This window comes from Tamlana carrageenivorans (assembly GCF_002893765.1).
Classification (GTDB): domain Bacteria; phylum Bacteroidota; class Bacteroidia; order Flavobacteriales; family Flavobacteriaceae; genus Pseudotamlana; species Pseudotamlana carrageenivorans.
Genome location: NZ_CP025938.1, coordinates 2,843,820 through 2,860,986, shown reverse-complemented (window position 1 = coordinate 2,860,986; position 17,167 = coordinate 2,843,820). Strand labels below are relative to the sequence as shown.

The window sequence follows — 17,167 nt, the reverse complement described above, 5'->3', positions numbered from 1 at the left end:
ACGAATAAAAAACCTTCTTTTATTATAGAAGGAATAAATATGTTCAACAAATCTGATAGTAAAATAGATTTAGAATAGTATTTAATAGGAAAATAAATTATGAGTAAAAATAAAATTGCAATTATAGGATTAGGTTATGTGGGGCTACCTCTAGCCAGATTATTCGCAACTAAATATGATGTTATTGGTTTTGATATCAACCAAAAACGTATTGAAGAGTTATCTGAAGGAAATGATTTCACCCTCGAAGTAGATTCACAAACCTTGAAATCTGTTTTAAAATCAGATTTTAATGATGAAAATGGATTATATTTTTCAGCAGATATTAATGATCTAAAATCTTGCAATTATTACATTATAACGGTCCCTACACCAATAGATAAAAATAACAGGCCAGACCTAACCCCACTTTACAAATCGAGTGAAACAGTTGGACAAGTAATAAGTCAAGGGGATATCGTCATTTATGAATCTACTGTATACCCAGGAGTTACAGAAGATGAATGCGTACCTGTTCTCGAAAAAGTGAGTGGATTAAAATTTAACAAAGACTTCTTTGCTGGTTACTCACCCGAACGTATTAATCCTGGCGATAAATTACATACTGTAGATAAAATTTTAAAGGTTACTGCCGGCTCCACACCCGAAATAGGCAAAAAAGTAAACGACTTATACGCAAGTGTGATCACTGCCGGTACACACCTAGCCCCCACCATTAAAGTGGCCGAGGCAGCTAAAGTAATCGAAAATTCACAGCGAGATATTAATATCGCGTTTGTTAACGAATTAGCTAAAATATTTAATTTAATGAATATTGATACACATGCGGTTTTGGAAGCTGCTGGAACTAAATGGAATTTTTTACCCTTTAAACCTGGATTAGTTGGCGGACACTGCATTGGAGTAGATCCTTATTATTTAGCTCAAAAAGCACAGGAGGTTGGATATCATCCAGAAATTATTTTAGCAGGACGCCGACTTAATGACAGCATGGGACAATATGTTGCTTCTGAAATTGTAAAACTTATGGTTCAAAACGATATCAGAATCAAAAATTCAAAGATTTTAATTTTAGGAATTACATTCAAAGAAAACTGTCCGGATGTTAGAAATACCCGTGTTGTAGATGTCATCAAACAATTAAAAAGTTACGGAACAGAAATTACCATATACGATCCATGGGCAAATCCAGAAGAAGTTTATCATGAATATCAACTCAAAACAACAAAGGAATTACCAAATCAAAAATTTGATGCTGTTGTTTTAACCGTAGCGCATAATGAATTTCTAAATCAAGACTTAAGGTCTTTAATAAATACTAACGGGGTACTTTACGACGTAAAAGGGATTCTGAAGGATAAGGTTGATGGCAGATTATAAAATCTTTATTAAAAACATTATTTATTATCATTAGCGTCCGATAAAAATTAAAAATGTTTTTATTAAGGTTTTATGTTATTGATTTTTAACAACTTACATTTTTTATCTTTCAGTTTTTGAAAAATAGGCTATCAAAACAGAGTCAATTGCTCCGTTTGGTTTCTTTCGATAATCCAATCTTTTTCAGGGTTTTCCAAAAATCTCCTCAGGTTGATATAATTGAAAAGGTGGATTTTACAAAAGCTGACCAAATTTGAAAAAGCCCACTTTCGCTTTAATTTCTTTTGAATTACGGTCATTAAAAGATTGACGATCAAAGCACGCCGTCTATATTTTTCGGTACACTTTTCTAAAGGCTAACGGTGAACACCCTTTATACTTCTGAAACTGCTTATAGAAAAACGGTAAACTTTCAAATCCACAGTTATAAGCAATTTGTTTGACTTGCTTATTGGATTCAATTAGCTGCTTACACACCATGGTAACCCGGTACTCATTAATAAAAGCGAATAACGATTTGTTTAGCGATTTTTTAAAAAATCGACAAAAAGCCTCCTCCCCCATAGACACCAAATGGGCCACATCTTGCAGCATAATTTTTTTACTGTAATGGGTGTGAATATAATTATACACCTTGTCTATTCGCGCATTGGTTTTCGTATTTAAATCACTAATATAATGCTCATTGCCTAATAGTTGGTATTCTGTTGTTAAGGCCAGTTTCTGAAGCACTTCTACAAAAGCCATGAGTTTTTCAAAAGGCGGTAAACCTATAATACGATTTAAATCACTGTGAAATTTAGAGCTTAATAAGGGACTAAATTTTATGCCACGAGCCGATTTTATCAGTAATTCTTTAATATTGTAAAACTCTTTTTTCTCTATCCAATTTTCACCTAACAAGCTGTCATCCCATTGAAACACGAGCGATTTAACCCCCGTTTCACTTACCAATCTCTCCTTCCAGCAATGCGGTAAATTTCGACCTAATAGCACCATGTCGCCAGGGATAAAGGGTTCTACGCTATTGGCAACATAACGGATCCCCTCCCCTTTTTCAATAAATGTAAGCTCAAATTCTGGATGAAAATGCCACGGTGCGTCAAAAGTATCGCCTTCATAAACAAAGGCGTGTACCGATGTATTCTGAAGCTTAGGTATTTTTTCAAACTGCGCTTTCAAATGACTGACTTTTATAGCCTCAAAATTAATCAACTCAAAGGACAAAAACATGATTTACATACCTTATTTGAAGTTTTTTTATACTTTTTACAATTTAATAAGTCAAAATAAGTACTTAAATAGCTAATTCTGATTAATCACTGTTTCTCTTATTTATTCAATTTTGCCACAACCACAACGTTTGAATGAAAGTATTAAACCATGAAAAAAAGCAAAATAGACGATCCGTTTAAAGAAGCCAGAGAAACTAAAGGTTTTGGAACTATGAACGATCAGAACGACCCTGTAACCATGATTCTGGGTCATAAAGACGTTAGAAAATGTGCCCACAATTGGAAAACTTTTCAATCGGGAGGCGACGAAATAGGCAGAATTGTAGTACCCTCGGAGGTGCATATTCGTGATACGCGCCAAATTCCGTTTGAAGTCGATCCTCCACAACACAAAAGCTATCGAGATCTTGTTGAACCTTGGTTTAAGCGTCCGTTAGAAGAAGCATACCAAGAAAAACTAACGGATATTATCAATATCATTGTAGATGAAGCCCTTACAAAAGGCAGTATGGAAGTGGTTTCAGAATTTGCTCTTAAATTACAGTCACGCGCATTAACCCTATTACTCAATATTCCATTTGAAGAATCGGAACTTTGGATCTCATGGGGAACGCACGTATTTAGAAGCGAAGACACGGCTTTAGATGGCGATAAAGCGAATGTTTTATATGACTATATTGATGCACAAATCGACAAGGCCATCGCCAATCCTGGAGATGATTTATATTCAAAATTATTAGCTTCCGAAATAGATGGTAAAACATTAACTAAAGAAGAAGTTAAAGGCGTACTCATTTTAACCTTCGCCGGTGGAAGAGATACGGTTATTAATGCTATAACCAATACCATAGCTTATTTTGCCGATAACCCTCAGGCATTGCAACAATTACGTGACCAACCAGAGCATCTTAACTCGGCCATTGAAGAATTGCTGCGTTACTACTCTCCGTTAACACAAATGGGACGTGTGGTTGCAGAAGACACGCAAGTGTGCGAGCATGCCGTAAAAGCACAAAGCCGTATTTCCATGTGTTGGGCTTCTGCCAACCGAGACGAACGCGTATTCGAGAATCCTAACGAAGTAGTATTAGACCGTAAAGTGAATCCGCATGTCGCTTTCGGTTTCGGCACACACAATTGCTTAGGAGCCACACATGCTCGTCAAATTTTACGTATTTTATTAAATACTCTCACTCAAAAAGTAGGTTGCATGCAAATTACTGCGGCAAAAGAAAATATTGAAGATTTAGACGAGTTTAATCGTAAAGTAGGTTTCGATAGCCTACAAGTTGCCTTTCATAAACTATAAACGAACCCATATACAATGAAAACCATAACATTTATTACCAGCGATAACGACATTATTGAAACCCAAGCCAACTTTGGAAGTCTCATGGAATTGGCTGTAAAAAACAAAGTAAAAGGCATTGATGGCGACTGTGGAGGTGTTTGCTCTTGTGCCACTTGCCACGTTCATGTAAACCAAGAATTCTGGAATGCCGTTGGAGGCCCTAGCGAGTTGGAAAGCGACATGTTAGAATTTGATGACAATGTGAGCGATTACAGCCGATTATCATGCCAGTTGAAAGTAAGCCAAGTACCTGACGGATTGATTCTTAAAGTCGCAAAATAACAAGCCATGCAAGCTACAACAGACCAAACCTGTGTTATTATAGGTGCCAGTCATGCTGGTATAAACTGTGCTTTTTCTCTGCGGAAGGAAGGTTGGGAAGGTGCTATCATTATTTACGATAAAGACCCCGAATTCCCTTACCACAGGCCACCGCTTTCTAAAGCCTATTTAACTAGTGAAGCAGGAACCGAACACAGTTTACTTTTTCCGAAGGAAAACTATATCGAGGATAACATCCAATTAAAACTTGGGGTTTCAGTACTATCTATTCATGCTGAAAAACAAATAATTACTCTTAGTGACGGGAGCGAACAACACTACAATAAACTTGTTTTGGCCACGGGTGCTCGTCCGTTTATACCACCAATAGAAGGCATTGCCACGGCAAAAAATGTTTTCCCGATGCGAACCGCCGCAGATGCGAATAACATCAGACAAGCTTTTAATGCGGCTCCTAAAAAACGTGTGCTAATCATTGGAGGCGGCTATATTGGGCTGGAAACAGCAGCTTCATTAAAAAAACTCGGTGCTGAAGTTAGCGTTCTAGAACGTGAATCACGGGTTTTGGCTCGTGTTACTACTACCGAGATGTCAGCATTTTTCACAAAACTTCACGAACAAAACGGTGTAAATATCCTAACAAACAAAACGGTTACTAAAATAACACCTTTATCAGAAGGAAATTTAGTGCATTGCAGCGATAACTCACAGTACGAAGCCGATGTTATTGTTGTTGGCGTAGGTATTTCAGTCAATACCGAATTGGCTCAAAGTGCCAATTTAATCCTTGAAAACGGCATTAAAGTGTCGGCCTCTTGTCAAACTAGTAATCCAGATATTTATGCGATTGGCGATTGCACTTTTCATTACAATATGCATTACCAAACCAACATCCGATTAGAATCGGTGCAAAATGCCATAGATCAAGCTAAAGTAGCTGCCAAGGCCATTTGCGGTCAAACGGAAGTTGTTTATGATAGCATCCCATGGTTTTGGTCCGATCAATTCGATATCAAATTACAAATCGTCGGACTATCAACAGGCTACAACAATTTGGTCATTCGAAATGAAGAAACCGAAAACAGTTTTTCAATGTGGTATTTTAAAGATGACGAACTCCTTGCTGTTGATGCCGTAAATTTCGCAAAAGCATACATGCTCGGCACGCGATTTATAAAAGCCAAACAAAAAATAGACAAGATTAAACTTGCTGATACCAGCATTCCATTTAAACCAAACAGTTTTATTTAAAAACCATTACTCATGCCATTACAAGCTAAATCGGCCATTGCTACCGCCGATGGAAAATTTATTATAGACCACATTACCATTGCCGAACCACAAGCCGACGAAATTATTGTTAAAATCCAAGCAGCAGGATTATGTCATACCGACCACGACTCCCTAAACTGGGGTAAGCCCATTATTTTAGGACACGAAGGTGCCGGTGTCGTTCACCAAATAGGCAGCGGAATAACCAATTTTAAAGTGGGCGATAAAGTCATTTTAAACTGGGCAACACCATGCATGAAATGCTTCCAATGCCAAGAAGGCAACCAGCATATTTGCGAAAACAATTCACCCGTAACAGCTGGCGGAAACGGCTACACCCCAGGACATGCCCATTTAGAAGGCTCGCTTTGGAACAACAAACCCATCGAGCGCTCCTTCAACATAGGAACTTTAGCAGAATATACACTAGTAAAAGCTTCAGCATGTGTAAAACTTAATAGTGACATGCCTATGCCTTCAGCAAGTATTATTAGTTGTGGGGTGATGACGGGTTATGGCTCGGTAGTCAATTCGGCTAAATTAAGTGCTGGTAGTTCTGCCGTTGTATTAGGCACAGGTGGCGTTGGACTGAATGTTATTCAAGGCGCCAAGGTTTCGGGAGCAGCTAAAATTATTGCTATCGATATCAACCAAGAGCGTTTAGAAATGGCGAAACAATTTGGTGCAACACACACCATTTTAGCCGATAAAGCCGATATTGGATTACAAAAAGCTGCCCAAACCGTTAAAAGTTTAACCGATGGTCGCGGTGCCGATTATGCCTTTGAATGTACTGCCGTTCCTGCCTTAGGTGCTGCACCACTTGCTATGATTAGAAATGCCGGAACAGCGGTTCAAGTGAGTGGGATTGAAGAAGAAATCACCATCGATATGAATTTATTCGAATGGGATAAAATTTATATCAATCCGCTTTACGGAAAATGCCGTCCAGATATTGATTTTCCAAAACTCGTATCGCTTTATGATAAAGGTGATTTACTTTTAGATGAAATGATTACAAGAACGTATCCGCTAGAAAACTTGCAACAAGCTTTTGACGATATGCTTGCCGGAAGAAACGCTAAAGGCGTCATCGTTTTTGAATAAAAGAAACCGCATTAAAAATAACTGAAAGGCATGGCATCAATTTTTAAAACCACCGAAATTTCAAATCCTGAATTTGAAAGCAATAACTTAAGATTCATTACGGTTAAAACCAAGAATTTAAATGGTCGCGGCGATATTTGCGTATTTGTTCCGCCATTTAAAAACCTTGAAAACCTACCTATTGTAACACTGTTACATGGTGTTTATGGTAGTGCCTGGATTTGGGCGCACAAAGCCGGAGTACATTTTACCGCTTTAAAATTGATGGAAGCAGGAGTCATTAAACCTATGGTCATTGCCATGCCTTCCGATGGTTTATGGGGCGATGGTTCGGCCTATTTACCACATAACCAAGCGAACTACGAAGCTTGGATTGTAGATGATGTTATTGCGGCCATTACTGAAAATATTGCTTGCACCAGTGAAGCCTCGCCCCTATTTATCTCCGGTTTATCCATGGGTGGGTTTGGTGCCTTACGATTAGGCGCTAAATACTATAAAAAGTATCAAGGAATTTCAGCACATTCTTCAATCACCAATACCAATCAGATGCATTTGTTTGTGGAAGAAGACGAAGCAAACTACAAGCAAGAAAATCGCCATAATGAAGATGTGTTTCAAACCATGCTTACAAACAAAAAACATTTACCACCAGTTCGATTTGATTGCGGAAAAGACGATTTACTAATGGAATACAACCGTGATCTTCATCAGAAATTAATTTCAGAAAACATCCCTCATAATTACCAAGAGTTTGAAGGTGCTCATGAATGGTCCTACTGGCAAGAGCATGTAAAAAAATCCTTATTGTTTTTCAGCAACTTGACATAAACCTCTAAAATAGTAGGTTTTCACTGGGTTGTTTAGTTCGTGTCTAGTCTAGTTTTATTCAAATAAGACTTGTTTTCAGTAATATTATCGAAACATATATGAAACCCAACTATGACAAGAAACCGACTTACTTTATGGGCCTTATTTTTATGCATTTTAGGTGCTGAAGCGCAAGACTGGAACAACGTGCCTATTGCGCCTAATCCAGGTGCAAATCACGTCTGGCAATTGCAAGATAATGTCTCTGATGATTTTAATTATTCCTTTAACGCCGCAACTACCAAATCTAATTTTGGCAACAACAAATGGTACAATTTTTACCATAATGCTTGGGATGGCCCAGGAACTACCTATTGGAAATACAATCACGTCGCAGTAGATGGTAGTGATTTAGTAATCCATGCTTCACGATGGGACAGGTCGAATGAAGATCAACCGATTTCGCAGTACCCTAATAAAATGAACAAACCCAATGATGGTATTAGTGCAGGCTGTATCACGTCTAACCAAACTGTTTTATATCCCGTTTTTGTTGAAGCTAGTATTAGCGTGGCCAATATTGCTTTAGCTTCCGATGTTTGGCTTTTAAGTGCAGATGACACACAAGAAATTGATATTATTGAATGCTACGGTGGGGCCGATAGCGGAAATGCTTTTTTCGCAAAAGACATTCATTTATCTCACCACTCGTTTGTTAGAAATCCGTTTCAAGATTATCAACCACGCGGACATAATAGTTGGTGGACCAGATCGGACATCACAACCTCTTGGGGTGATTATTGCTGGAACAACGGCAATAGAAAATATGTTCAAATTGGTGTCAATTGGATTGGGCCAAAACATTTTGAATACTATATTGATGGCGAATTGGTTCGCGTGCTTTACGACAAAGCATCGGCAACTAAAAACGGAAACACATGGTTTTATACCTATCCAAGTATGACCAATGGTGTTTTAGATTTTGATTCCGATGGTTATCAAACAGAAAATGCATATTCGACAAGCAGCAATTACAGTTTTGATACCTTAAAAGCTGCAAGTAACACATCTTCAGTAAGTGTTATAGATCCCTACAATTTTCAAAATGGTAATGGCTTCACCAAACCTTTAGACGTTATTGTTAACGTAGAATCGCAAAACTGGCATGTGGATGCTGGTCGAACACCAAGTGATGCGCTATTGAATGACCCTTCAAAAAACACCTTAAAAGTAGATTGGATTCGTGCTTATAAACCTGTTTTAGACAATAATGGAACGAGCTCTTTAATTATCGAAGCAGAAGATTTCATCAATACAGATGGAACATATAATGACGGTTACGTGCCATACGGTGTAAATAAAAGTTCTGTAGGCATCAATTATGTTAATGAAGGCGATGAAGCAGAATACTCCTTAAATGTACCAAATGATTTAGCTGGTGAATACCATATTACGTATCAAATTTCAACGCCTTTAGACGATACTAAAATAGCAATTTACTTAGATGGCGTTTTGGTTAGTGATGATGCCGTTCCAAATAACGGAAGTTGGGATAGCTACCAGGCGCTTACTGCTGGAAGTACTATTATCTTGCCTGCAGGAACACACAATGTTAAAATTGTAGCCTCAGGTACCAACGCATGGCAATGGAATTTAGATAAAATTGTGTTTTCCCTGGAAAACAGCTTATCAACACCAGAGATCACTCAGGAAGATGTTGCTATCTACCCAAATCCGGCAAGTCAAATCATTAATATAAAAAGTAAAGTACTAATAAACCATATTGAAGTTTACAATGTACTTGGCGCGAAAGTACTGGAAAAGCATTCAGAATTCAGTACGATTTCTGTAGCGAATTTAAAACCAGGAAACTATTTTTTACGATTAGCCACAGCAAATGGAAGTATAACAAAACATATTGTAGTAAAGCATAATTAAAAATTAATCTAAACCCGATTCATTTTGAATAGCCTGTGAGGCTTCTAACAATTTATCAATAAGAAGCTCTCCAATGCTATTTTTTTCATCAATAGAAGATAAGGACGAAATGGCCAATGCACAATACATATTAGAATTCGGATTACCGATGGCTACGGCTATATCGGTAACGCCCATGGTTAAATCGCTTTGCGAAATTTCGTGCTTATCTTTATTTATACATTGAAGGCGTTCTTTAAAATCTTTTTGCTCCTTTTTAGAAAGACTGATAAACTCTTGATTGTTATTCAATAATTCATTGAGCTTGTCGTCTTCTAGATGCGCTAATAATACACGACCCGAAGCGGTTTTTGTTAAAGGAAACAAACTCCCTTCTTCAATGGACAACGATACCGGCCCAGGACTTTTCATTTGAGAAACCACCATAAGCTGTCCATGATATATAATACTTAAATGGCAAGATTGCTTGGTACTATTAGAAAGCTCTTCCATTACAGGTTTTGAAGCTTTTAATAAACCATCAATAGGACTGTGCCTATGAGATAACTGATAGAGTTTTAAGGACAACGAGTATTTACCCGATTGAGCACTTTTAAGTAAGTAGCCGCGCTGCTCTAAACACACGAGCATACGATATAACTCATTTGGCGATTTATTTAAGCCTTGGGCGATTTCCATTTGAGATTGCGGAATTTTTATCTGAGATAGATACTCTAAAATATCCAAACCCTTATCTAATGCAGGTGCTACGTATTTACTCATAATGCTGTTTTATTTGAAACCAAAAATAATGGTATTTGAAACAATAACCACAATTTTAATTATTCAAATATAAATATTATATTTACATTTGAATAAATATAACAACTATGATAACTAAATTTTCACAACTTTTACTGTACTTTTCTTTTCTATTAAGCACAGTATTATCGTATGCACAACCCAACACCACACTTGCACTTGAAGACTCAAACCAACAAGTTATTGATTTGAGCGGCATGCGCTGGCGATTTAAAATGATGGCGCCAGGAGAAGGCATTAAAAAAGGCCTGCATAAGTTACCTGCGGAAGACATTGAAACCTTAGTATGGAACAACGCCAAAGTACCAGGCGATGTATACACCGATCTTTGGAAAGCAGGCATTATTGAAGACCCCCATTTTGGAAGAAACAGCGTAAAAGCCCAATGGGTACAACAGTACGAATGGTGGTACGCTTTACAATTTAGCGTTACCGAAGATGTAGAAAACCAATTAGTAGACCTTGTTTTTGAAGGCGTAGATTATGCCTGCGAGGTATGGCTAAACGGTCATTATTTAGGAAAACATGAAGGGGTGTTTTCTAAATTTTCTTTCGATGTTGCCGATTTTCTTCGCATCCATAAATACGATTTCCTAAAAGGCCGAAACATGCTCGTGGTTAAATTAGACACACCCCCACAAGTAAACGCTTTTGTTGCCGGAAAAAAAACACCTTGGTTTGGTGATTATTGGAGAGACATCACCCCTATTGGTATCGTACGCCCTGTTAAATTAGTACGTACAGGAAAAATCCGTTTTAAAGATGTGTATGCCAACAATACCATCAATAAAGATGGATCGGCGGATGTAAATCTTGAAATCACCGTAGAAAACACCAATAAAGTTGCTAAAGAATTTTCGTTTGAAGCAGCCCTTAACGGGAAAAACTTTAAGATGAAAGAGCAAAAAGTAAGCTTTAAGAAAACCATTGAACCGGGAACTCATAAAGTCATTCAGAAAATACATTTAAAAGAAGCCAAATTATGGTGGCCATGGGATTTAGGCGACCAAAACTTATACACAGCAAAAATTGCAGTTAAAGATGGTAAATTAAATCAGGATGTTAATGAAACTACTTTTGGTATTCGCGAAGTGACTTCAAAATGGAATCCTGGTTTTGTTAAAGATGTCGATGTTACTTTCCCAAGATCTACTTATATAAACGGTAAGTTTCACTTCATCCGTTCGGCATGTTGGGGTGGTCCTCCAAATATTTTTGTAGGACGTACCGAAACAAGCGATTATAAAGAGTTAATTCGTTTGGCTAAAGAAATGAATATGAACAATATTCGAATCTTCGGATGGCATCCTCCAGAAGTTCCAGAATTTTACCAATACTGTGATGAAATGGGTATGACCGTTTGGCAAGATATGATTCCTTTAGGAACTGGAAATATTCCTTCAGACGAGAAAAACCTAGCCGAAATTTTTAACGAAGGGGTTAAAGTAGTTGTAGAACGTAGAAACCACCCGTCGTTAATTATGATGGAAGGTGGTGAAGAAATGATGTTCCGTACCCGTGACCCAAAATTTGGTCGTGAATTCTTAGAGCGTTTAGGCGATTCTCTTCAAGCTTATGTCGATTTACCGTATGTGCCAGATTCTCCAATGACCGATCATGTTGGGCAACAAGCAGGTTTCAAACCTAAAGAAGCCGTTCATGCCTTACGTTACTTTTACGATATGGGGAAATGGCTGCACGAAGATTGGTACCAAACCAAAGCAGACGGCTACCCTATTGTTCCAGAATTTGCAATTACCTCGGTGCCTTCCGTAGAAAGTTTAAAGAAATTTATACCTGAAGAAGAATTATGGACTCCTGGTTTAAGTTGGGGACACCATTGGGCGGATTTAACCCGTTTACGCATGCAAAACTGGGATGTTTTTGGTAGTGAAATGAAAGGTTCTTTAGAAGAATTTGTAAATGCAACCCAAGATGCACAAGGGATTATTTTCCAAAACGGTATTGAGCATTTCCGTCGTGATAAACCAAGCTTAAGTGGTATTGCGCTTTGTCATTATATTACTTACGGACCAGATATGAAATGGGCTATTGTTGATAATTACAGAAAACCTAAAAACTCATACTACTTTGTTCAAAAAGCTTATCAGCCGCTTTTAGTAAATTTTGAATTTAAAAAACGCCGTTGGGATACTAAGGAGCCTTTTGTTGGAAACATTTGGGTGATTAATGATTACTATAAATCATACAAAGATTGTACGGTGAAGTTTGAAATGAAAGACGACTCTGGAAAAGTGATTGCTAACAAAACCTTCTCCATTGACAAGATTGAAGAAAACAGTGCGAAATCATTCTTCCCGATTAATGAAAAGGTTTTAAAATCGGTGAAATCTAAGTTTTTTGTAAACCTAGAATTAACCGACAAAAGCGGAAAAGTCATTTCTAAAAACGATTATTTCTTCTTAATTGGCGATCAAAAAGAGGCCACAAAACATTTTAATGCTTGGAAAGAAGAACGTTTGAAAAACGAAAATGAAAATGGCGGATATGGTTCATACTACCACTTCTTCAAAGATTTTACAGGAGAAGACGGCCAACGTTACGAGAGTCAAACACAAACTCCAAGAGCATCAGGATTTTAACAACAACTAACTATTATTACTAATTGCAGAGACTATCTAAAAACAACACCCAAATCAAAACAACTGCTTAGAAACTACCAATAAATTGGGTTTTTAGATGGTCTCTTTTTTACTAGACTACGAATTATGTCAGAAAAACATATAAAATTAAAAGGAATAACCTGGGACCACAGTCGTGGTTTCACATCGGCCGTTGCTACAGCACAACGTTTCCATGAGTTAAATCCGAATATAGAAATCACCTGGGAAAAACGTTCGTTACAAGCTTTTGCAGACGAACCGATTGATGCCCTAGCAAAACGTTATGATTTACTAATTATAGATCATCCATGGGCAGGTTTTGCAGCGCGAACAGGCGTTATCATTCCGCTAAACGAACATTTACCGAAATCATTTTTAGACGATCAAGCCGCGAACTCGGTTGGAAAATCACACGAAAGCTATTGTTTTGATGGCTACCAAAGTGCTTTAGCCATCGATGCCGCAACGCCCGTAGCAGCAAGCAGACCAGATTTATTAAACAAACTAGGAAAAACGCTACCAAAAACTTGGGAAGATTTAATCGCCTTAGCAAAAGACGGTTTGGTTGCCATTCCTGGGATTCCGCAGGATACGCTAATGAGTTTTTATATGATTTGTTGCACGCTTGGTGAAGATGTGGCCCTAACAAAAGACTATTTTGTTTCGGAAGACATCGGACTAAAAGCTTTAGATATTTTAAGAGATTTAGGACAATATATTGATGCTTCTTGCTACGACATGAACCCGATTAAGGTTTACGAAGCCATGACACGAAGCGATCAATTTGCATACTCCCCTTTTGCTTACGGCTACACCAACTACTCGAAACGCGGCTATGCCAATCATATTTTAAAATTTCATGACACCGTTACTTTGGAAGGTCAGCATTTAATTACCACTTTAGGCGGAACGGGTTTAGCCATTTCATCAAATTCAAAACATAAAGAAACCGCTTTGGCTTACGCCGAATATGTAGCTTCGCCTAAAACTCAAAAAACCGTATTCTTTGATTATGGCGGGCAACCAGGACACCGAGAGGCTTGGTTAGATACCACGAATAATTTCAATGCCTTAGATTATTTTAAAGACACGCTACCCACTTTAGATAGAGCCTTTTTAAGACCACGTTACCACGGACACATGTATTTTCAAGATAATGCAGGGGCTCCAATTCGTGAGTTTATGAAAAACGGTGGTAATGCCAAAACCCTTTTAGATAGCTTGAATACCTTGTATCTTGAATCCTTAAAGAAAACAACCTAATCATTTATAAATGTTACCATTAGAAGGCATTACCGTATTAGAGTTTGCACAATTCATGGCAGGGCCATCGGCTGGATTAAAAATGGCCGATTTAGGTGCTCGCGTGATTAAAATTGAACGCCCAGGTTCTGGTGAAGCTGGCCGACAAATTGCGCTTAAAAATATTTTTATTGATGAAAGCTCTATGGTGTTTCATACGGCCAATCGAAATAAACAATCGTATGCAGCCAATTTAAAAGACCCAGACGATTTAGAAAAGGTGAAAAAACTCATTGCACAGGCCGATGTAATGACCCATAATTTCCGACCAGGCGTTATGGAAAAAATTGGTTTAGATTATGATACAGTAGCTGCTATAAATCCTAAAATGGTGTACGGTGTGGTTTCTGGATATGGTCCCGTTGGCCCTTGGGCTACCAAACCCGGACAAGATTTACTTATTCAGTCCTTGTCGGGCTTTGTTAATTTATCGGGAAACGAAGCCGATGAACCTACAGCCACAGGACTAGCCACTTCTGATATTTTTACAGGAGTACATTTAGTTCAAGGTATTTTGGCTGCACTTATTGCCAGAAACCGAACCGGAAAAGGCTCTAAAGTTGAAGTGAGTTTATTAGAATCGACTTTAGACATTCAGTTTGAACTGTTAACCACTTTCTTAAATGACGACAAAAAAATACCAAAAAGAGCAAAAAAAGGCAATGCCCATGTGTATTTAGAGGCGCCTTATGGCATTTATGAAACCAAAGATGGACACATCAGTATTGCGTTAACACCTTTAGATGCTTTGGCAAAAGCGATGAATTTGCAACTTCCTGATGCTTTTCAAAATCCGAAAGTATGGTATGAAAAACGCAATGACATCATGGCCTTTTTACAAGAGCAGCTCATCAAAGAAACCTCAGCACATTGGTTATCTATTTTTGAAGCATTAGATTTTAGAGTTTCAGAAGTATTTGATTATAAAACATTATTGAATCATGAAGGCTACAAAATCCTTCAAATGGATCAAGAAGTTGAAACTTCCGATGGTATTACCATGAAAACCACGCGCTGCCCCATCCGAATAGATGGCAATCGCATTTTCAATAAAAAATCGGCACCAAAAGTGGGTGAAGATAATGCTTTAATAGAAAAAGAATTTAATCTAAGTTAATCATGAAAAAACCATTAGAAGGCATTTTAGTTGTAGACTTTAGTCAGTATTTATCTGGCCCTTCAGCGAGTTTAAGATTGGCTGATTTAGGTGCTAGAGTCATTAAAATTGAAAAACCCGAAACGGGAGATTTAGGTCGTGATTTATATTTTTCAAATGTGGTGATGAACGGCGCTTCATCTATGTTTCATGCCATCAATAGAAATAAACAAAGTTATGCGACCAATATGAAAGCTGCCAAAGACCGTGAAAAAGTCTATCAATTAATCCGCAAGGCCGATGTTTTAATTCATAATTTCAGACCTGGTGTTGTAGACAAACTAGGGATTGACTTTGAAACCATAAAATCTATTAATCCAAAAATCGTTTATGCTGAACTATCGGGTTATGGCAAAGAAGGCGTTTGGAAAAATAAACCAGGATTGGATTTATTATTACAATCCCTATCAGGATTAACACAGCTAAACGGAAACGATGGCGCAGGCCCTATCCCTATTGGTTTGGCCGTGGTAGATATTTTATCTGGCGCCCATTTAGCACAAGGTATTTTAGCCTGTTTGTACAGAAAAGAAACCACAGGTGAAGGCGGTCGCGTGGAAGTAAGCATGCTGGAATCGGCCTTAGAATACCAGTTTGAATCTATTACCTGTTACTTTAGAGACGGCGGGCAACCAACCATCCGACCAAAAAGTAATTCGGCACATGCCTATTTAGGTGCACCTTACGGGGTTTACGCGACTAAAAACGGCGCTATGGCTTTGGCCATGGGGTCTATTCCTTTTATTGGCGGTTTAATAGGTTGTGAAGCTTTATCAAAATATGAAACACCCGAAAGCTGGTTTAATCAAAGAGATGAAATTAAAGACATCCTTGCCAAACACCTCGCCACAAAAGACACGAAAGCGTGGTTGGCCGTTTTAGAGCCTGCCGATATTTGGTGTGCCGAAATCATGAATTGGAAAACACTCATGGATCAAGACGCCTTTAAAATTTTAGAGATGATTCAGGAAGTTAACATGGCCGACGGCTACACCTACAAAACGACACGTTGCCCGATTCAAATTAATGGTGCCTGGTTAACCTCGGAAATGGGCAGTCCCGTTTTAGGCGAACACAATGAGAAAATCAATAAAGAACTAGCATCGTAATAACGGAATTTTATGAGTGATTTATCAACCAACATACGAGTCAAAAAAGAAGCAGGCGTTGCTACCATTAGCTTAAACAGACCTAAAGCGAATAGTTATTACAAAGACTTCTTAGAATTAATTAGTCAAGCTGTAAAAGAGGCTAGCGCAGACAATGCTATCAAAGTTATTTTAATCAATAGCACTTCCGAAAAGTTTTTCTGTGCAGGAGCTGATATAAAAATATTTAGTAGCAATACCACCGAGCAAAATGCCGAGATGGTTAGAGCCGCTCGCGAAGTTTCCGAAGCGATTACCTCAAGCAGTAAAATTGTTATTGCGGCCGTTAGCGGTCATGTTTTAGGCGGCGGATTAGAAATGATTATGGCTTGCGACATCCGTCTTGCTTCCGAAGGCAACTATTTAATTGGTTTACCCGAAGTTAAATTAGGCTTAATGCCTGGAAACGGCGGCACACCAAGACTAATAGATTTAATTGGAGCAAGCCGAGCCATGGAATTGTTGGTTACCGGACATAACATATCACCACAAAAAGCTTTTGATTATGGCCTATTTAATCAATTATACCCTGCAGATGCCTTCGAATTAAGCGTAACACATTATGTGAAAGATTTAGCGCAAGGTGCCGGACAAGCCATGGCGGCCATTAAACATTATGTACAAAAACATAAAGGCATGAACTTACAAGAGTCGTTAGATTACGAAACCACATCGGTTAACGCCTTGTACGATACGCATGATGCTAAAGAAGGTTTTTTAGCCTTTGTAGAAAAGCGTATACCAAAATTTAATTAACTAAT

The 17,167-nt window shown here is 38.1% G+C and carries 14 protein-coding genes; 12 read left to right on the top strand and 2 right to left on the bottom strand.

All coding sequences use genetic code 11. The features are described from left to right. The first annotated feature begins 99 nt into the window (after nt 1-99). Nucleotides 100-1,380 (top strand): nucleotide sugar dehydrogenase, encoded by a 1,281-nt coding sequence (locus tag C1A40_RS12605; RefSeq protein WP_102996199.1) that lies wholly within the window; start codon nt 100-102, stop codon nt 1,378-1,380. Between the two features lie 327 nt (nt 1,381-1,707). Here the strand turns inward: C1A40_RS12605 and C1A40_RS12595 are convergent, their stop codons facing one another. Further along, complete coding sequence (locus C1A40_RS12595) at nt 1,708-2,613, bottom strand: AraC family transcriptional regulator (protein ID WP_241910407.1); 906 nt, start codon at nt 2,611-2,613, stop codon at nt 1,708-1,710. A 150-nt stretch (nt 2,614-2,763) separates the two neighbouring features. On the opposite strand from C1A40_RS12595, the gene C1A40_RS12590 reads away from it, so the two are divergent. The 6 genes from C1A40_RS12590 (at nt 2,764) to C1A40_RS12565 (ending at nt 9,375) form a co-directional block, all read left to right on the top strand. Further along, nucleotides 2,764-3,924 (top strand): cytochrome P450, encoded by a 1,161-nt coding sequence (locus C1A40_RS12590; RefSeq protein ID WP_102996197.1) that lies wholly within the window; start codon nt 2,764-2,766, stop codon nt 3,922-3,924. A gap of 15 nt (nt 3,925-3,939) precedes the next feature. Further along, nucleotides 3,940-4,248, top strand: a complete 309-nt coding sequence (locus C1A40_RS12585) for a 2Fe-2S iron-sulfur cluster-binding protein (RefSeq protein ID WP_102996196.1) — start codon at nt 3,940-3,942, stop codon at nt 4,246-4,248. A gap of 6 nt (nt 4,249-4,254) precedes the next feature. Next, nucleotides 4,255-5,499 (top strand): NAD(P)/FAD-dependent oxidoreductase, encoded by a 1,245-nt coding sequence (locus tag C1A40_RS12580; protein ID WP_102996195.1) that lies wholly within the window; start codon nt 4,255-4,257, stop codon nt 5,497-5,499. Nucleotides 5,500-5,511: 12 nt separating this feature from the next. Next, nucleotides 5,512-6,627 carry a Zn-dependent alcohol dehydrogenase gene (locus tag C1A40_RS12575; protein ID WP_102996194.1) on the top strand — a complete coding sequence of 372 codons (1,116 nt, stop codon included), beginning with the start codon at nt 5,512-5,514 and terminating at the stop codon, nt 6,625-6,627. A 30-nt stretch (nt 6,628-6,657) separates the two neighbouring features. Further along, the gene (locus tag C1A40_RS12570; protein ID WP_102996193.1) at nt 6,658-7,458 is read left to right on the top strand and encodes an alpha/beta hydrolase; all 801 of its coding nucleotides are present in this window, start codon (nt 6,658-6,660) and stop codon (nt 7,456-7,458) included. Between the two features lie 111 nt (nt 7,459-7,569). After that, complete coding sequence (locus tag C1A40_RS12565; RefSeq protein WP_102996192.1) at nt 7,570-9,375, top strand: carbohydrate-binding protein; 1,806 nt, start codon at nt 7,570-7,572, stop codon at nt 9,373-9,375. A 3-nt stretch (nt 9,376-9,378) separates the two neighbouring features. Here C1A40_RS12565 and C1A40_RS12560 read toward each other — a convergent pair whose 3' ends face one another. After that, the gene (locus tag C1A40_RS12560; RefSeq protein ID WP_102996191.1) at nt 9,379-10,137 is read right to left on the bottom strand and encodes an IclR family transcriptional regulator; all 759 of its coding nucleotides are present in this window, start codon (nt 10,135-10,137) and stop codon (nt 9,379-9,381) included. A 107-nt stretch (nt 10,138-10,244) separates the two neighbouring features. Here C1A40_RS12560 and C1A40_RS12555 point away from each other — a divergent pair, with 107 nt between their 5' ends. The 5 genes from C1A40_RS12555 to C1A40_RS12535 all read left to right on the top strand — a co-directional run bounded on the left by C1A40_RS12555 (nt 10,245) and on the right by C1A40_RS12535 (nt 17,162). Further along, nucleotides 10,245-12,779 (top strand): glycoside hydrolase family 2 protein, encoded by a 2,535-nt coding sequence (locus C1A40_RS12555; RefSeq protein ID WP_102996190.1) that lies wholly within the window; start codon nt 10,245-10,247, stop codon nt 12,777-12,779. A gap of 126 nt (nt 12,780-12,905) precedes the next feature. Next, complete coding sequence (locus C1A40_RS12550; protein ID WP_102996189.1) at nt 12,906-14,063, top strand: extracellular solute-binding protein; 1,158 nt, start codon at nt 12,906-12,908, stop codon at nt 14,061-14,063. Between the two features lie 10 nt (nt 14,064-14,073). Then, entirely contained in the window at nt 14,074-15,219 is a 1,146-nt protein-coding gene (locus tag C1A40_RS12545; RefSeq protein ID WP_102996188.1) for a CaiB/BaiF CoA transferase family protein, read from the top strand. Nucleotides 15,220-15,221: 2 nt separating this feature from the next. After that, nucleotides 15,222-16,367 (top strand): CaiB/BaiF CoA transferase family protein, encoded by a 1,146-nt coding sequence (locus C1A40_RS12540; protein WP_102996187.1) that lies wholly within the window; start codon nt 15,222-15,224, stop codon nt 16,365-16,367. A gap of 12 nt (nt 16,368-16,379) precedes the next feature. Next, nucleotides 16,380-17,162 (top strand): enoyl-CoA hydratase/isomerase family protein, encoded by a 783-nt coding sequence (locus C1A40_RS12535; RefSeq protein WP_102996186.1) that lies wholly within the window; start codon nt 16,380-16,382, stop codon nt 17,160-17,162. Nucleotides 17,163-17,167 lie beyond the last annotated feature (5 nt).

Bases quoted from the DNA above. Each gene is read 5' to 3' on its own strand.
- C1A40_RS12605 (WP_102996199.1), top strand. From the start codon at position 100: ATGAGTAAAAATAAAATTGCAATTATAGGATTAGGTTATGTGGGGCTA.
- C1A40_RS12595 (WP_241910407.1), bottom strand. From the start codon at position 2,613: ATGTTTTTGTCCTTTGAGTTGATTAATTTTGAGGCTATAAAAGTCAGT.
- C1A40_RS12590 (WP_102996197.1), top strand. From the start codon at position 2,764: ATGAAAAAAAGCAAAATAGACGATCCGTTTAAAGAAGCCAGAGAAACT.
- C1A40_RS12585 (WP_102996196.1), top strand. From the start codon at position 3,940: ATGAAAACCATAACATTTATTACCAGCGATAACGACATTATTGAAACC.
- C1A40_RS12580 (WP_102996195.1), top strand. From the start codon at position 4,255: ATGCAAGCTACAACAGACCAAACCTGTGTTATTATAGGTGCCAGTCAT.
- C1A40_RS12575 (WP_102996194.1), top strand. From the start codon at position 5,512: ATGCCATTACAAGCTAAATCGGCCATTGCTACCGCCGATGGAAAATTT.
- C1A40_RS12570 (WP_102996193.1), top strand. From the start codon at position 6,658: ATGGCATCAATTTTTAAAACCACCGAAATTTCAAATCCTGAATTTGAA.
- C1A40_RS12565 (WP_102996192.1), top strand. From the start codon at position 7,570: ATGACAAGAAACCGACTTACTTTATGGGCCTTATTTTTATGCATTTTA.
- C1A40_RS12560 (WP_102996191.1), bottom strand. From the start codon at position 10,137: ATGAGTAAATACGTAGCACCTGCATTAGATAAGGGTTTGGATATTTTA.
- C1A40_RS12555 (WP_102996190.1), top strand. From the start codon at position 10,245: ATGATAACTAAATTTTCACAACTTTTACTGTACTTTTCTTTTCTATTA.
- C1A40_RS12550 (WP_102996189.1), top strand. From the start codon at position 12,906: ATGTCAGAAAAACATATAAAATTAAAAGGAATAACCTGGGACCACAGT.
- C1A40_RS12545 (WP_102996188.1), top strand. From the start codon at position 14,074: ATGTTACCATTAGAAGGCATTACCGTATTAGAGTTTGCACAATTCATG.
- C1A40_RS12540 (WP_102996187.1), top strand. From the start codon at position 15,222: ATGAAAAAACCATTAGAAGGCATTTTAGTTGTAGACTTTAGTCAGTAT.
- C1A40_RS12535 (WP_102996186.1), top strand. From the start codon at position 16,380: ATGAGTGATTTATCAACCAACATACGAGTCAAAAAAGAAGCAGGCGTT.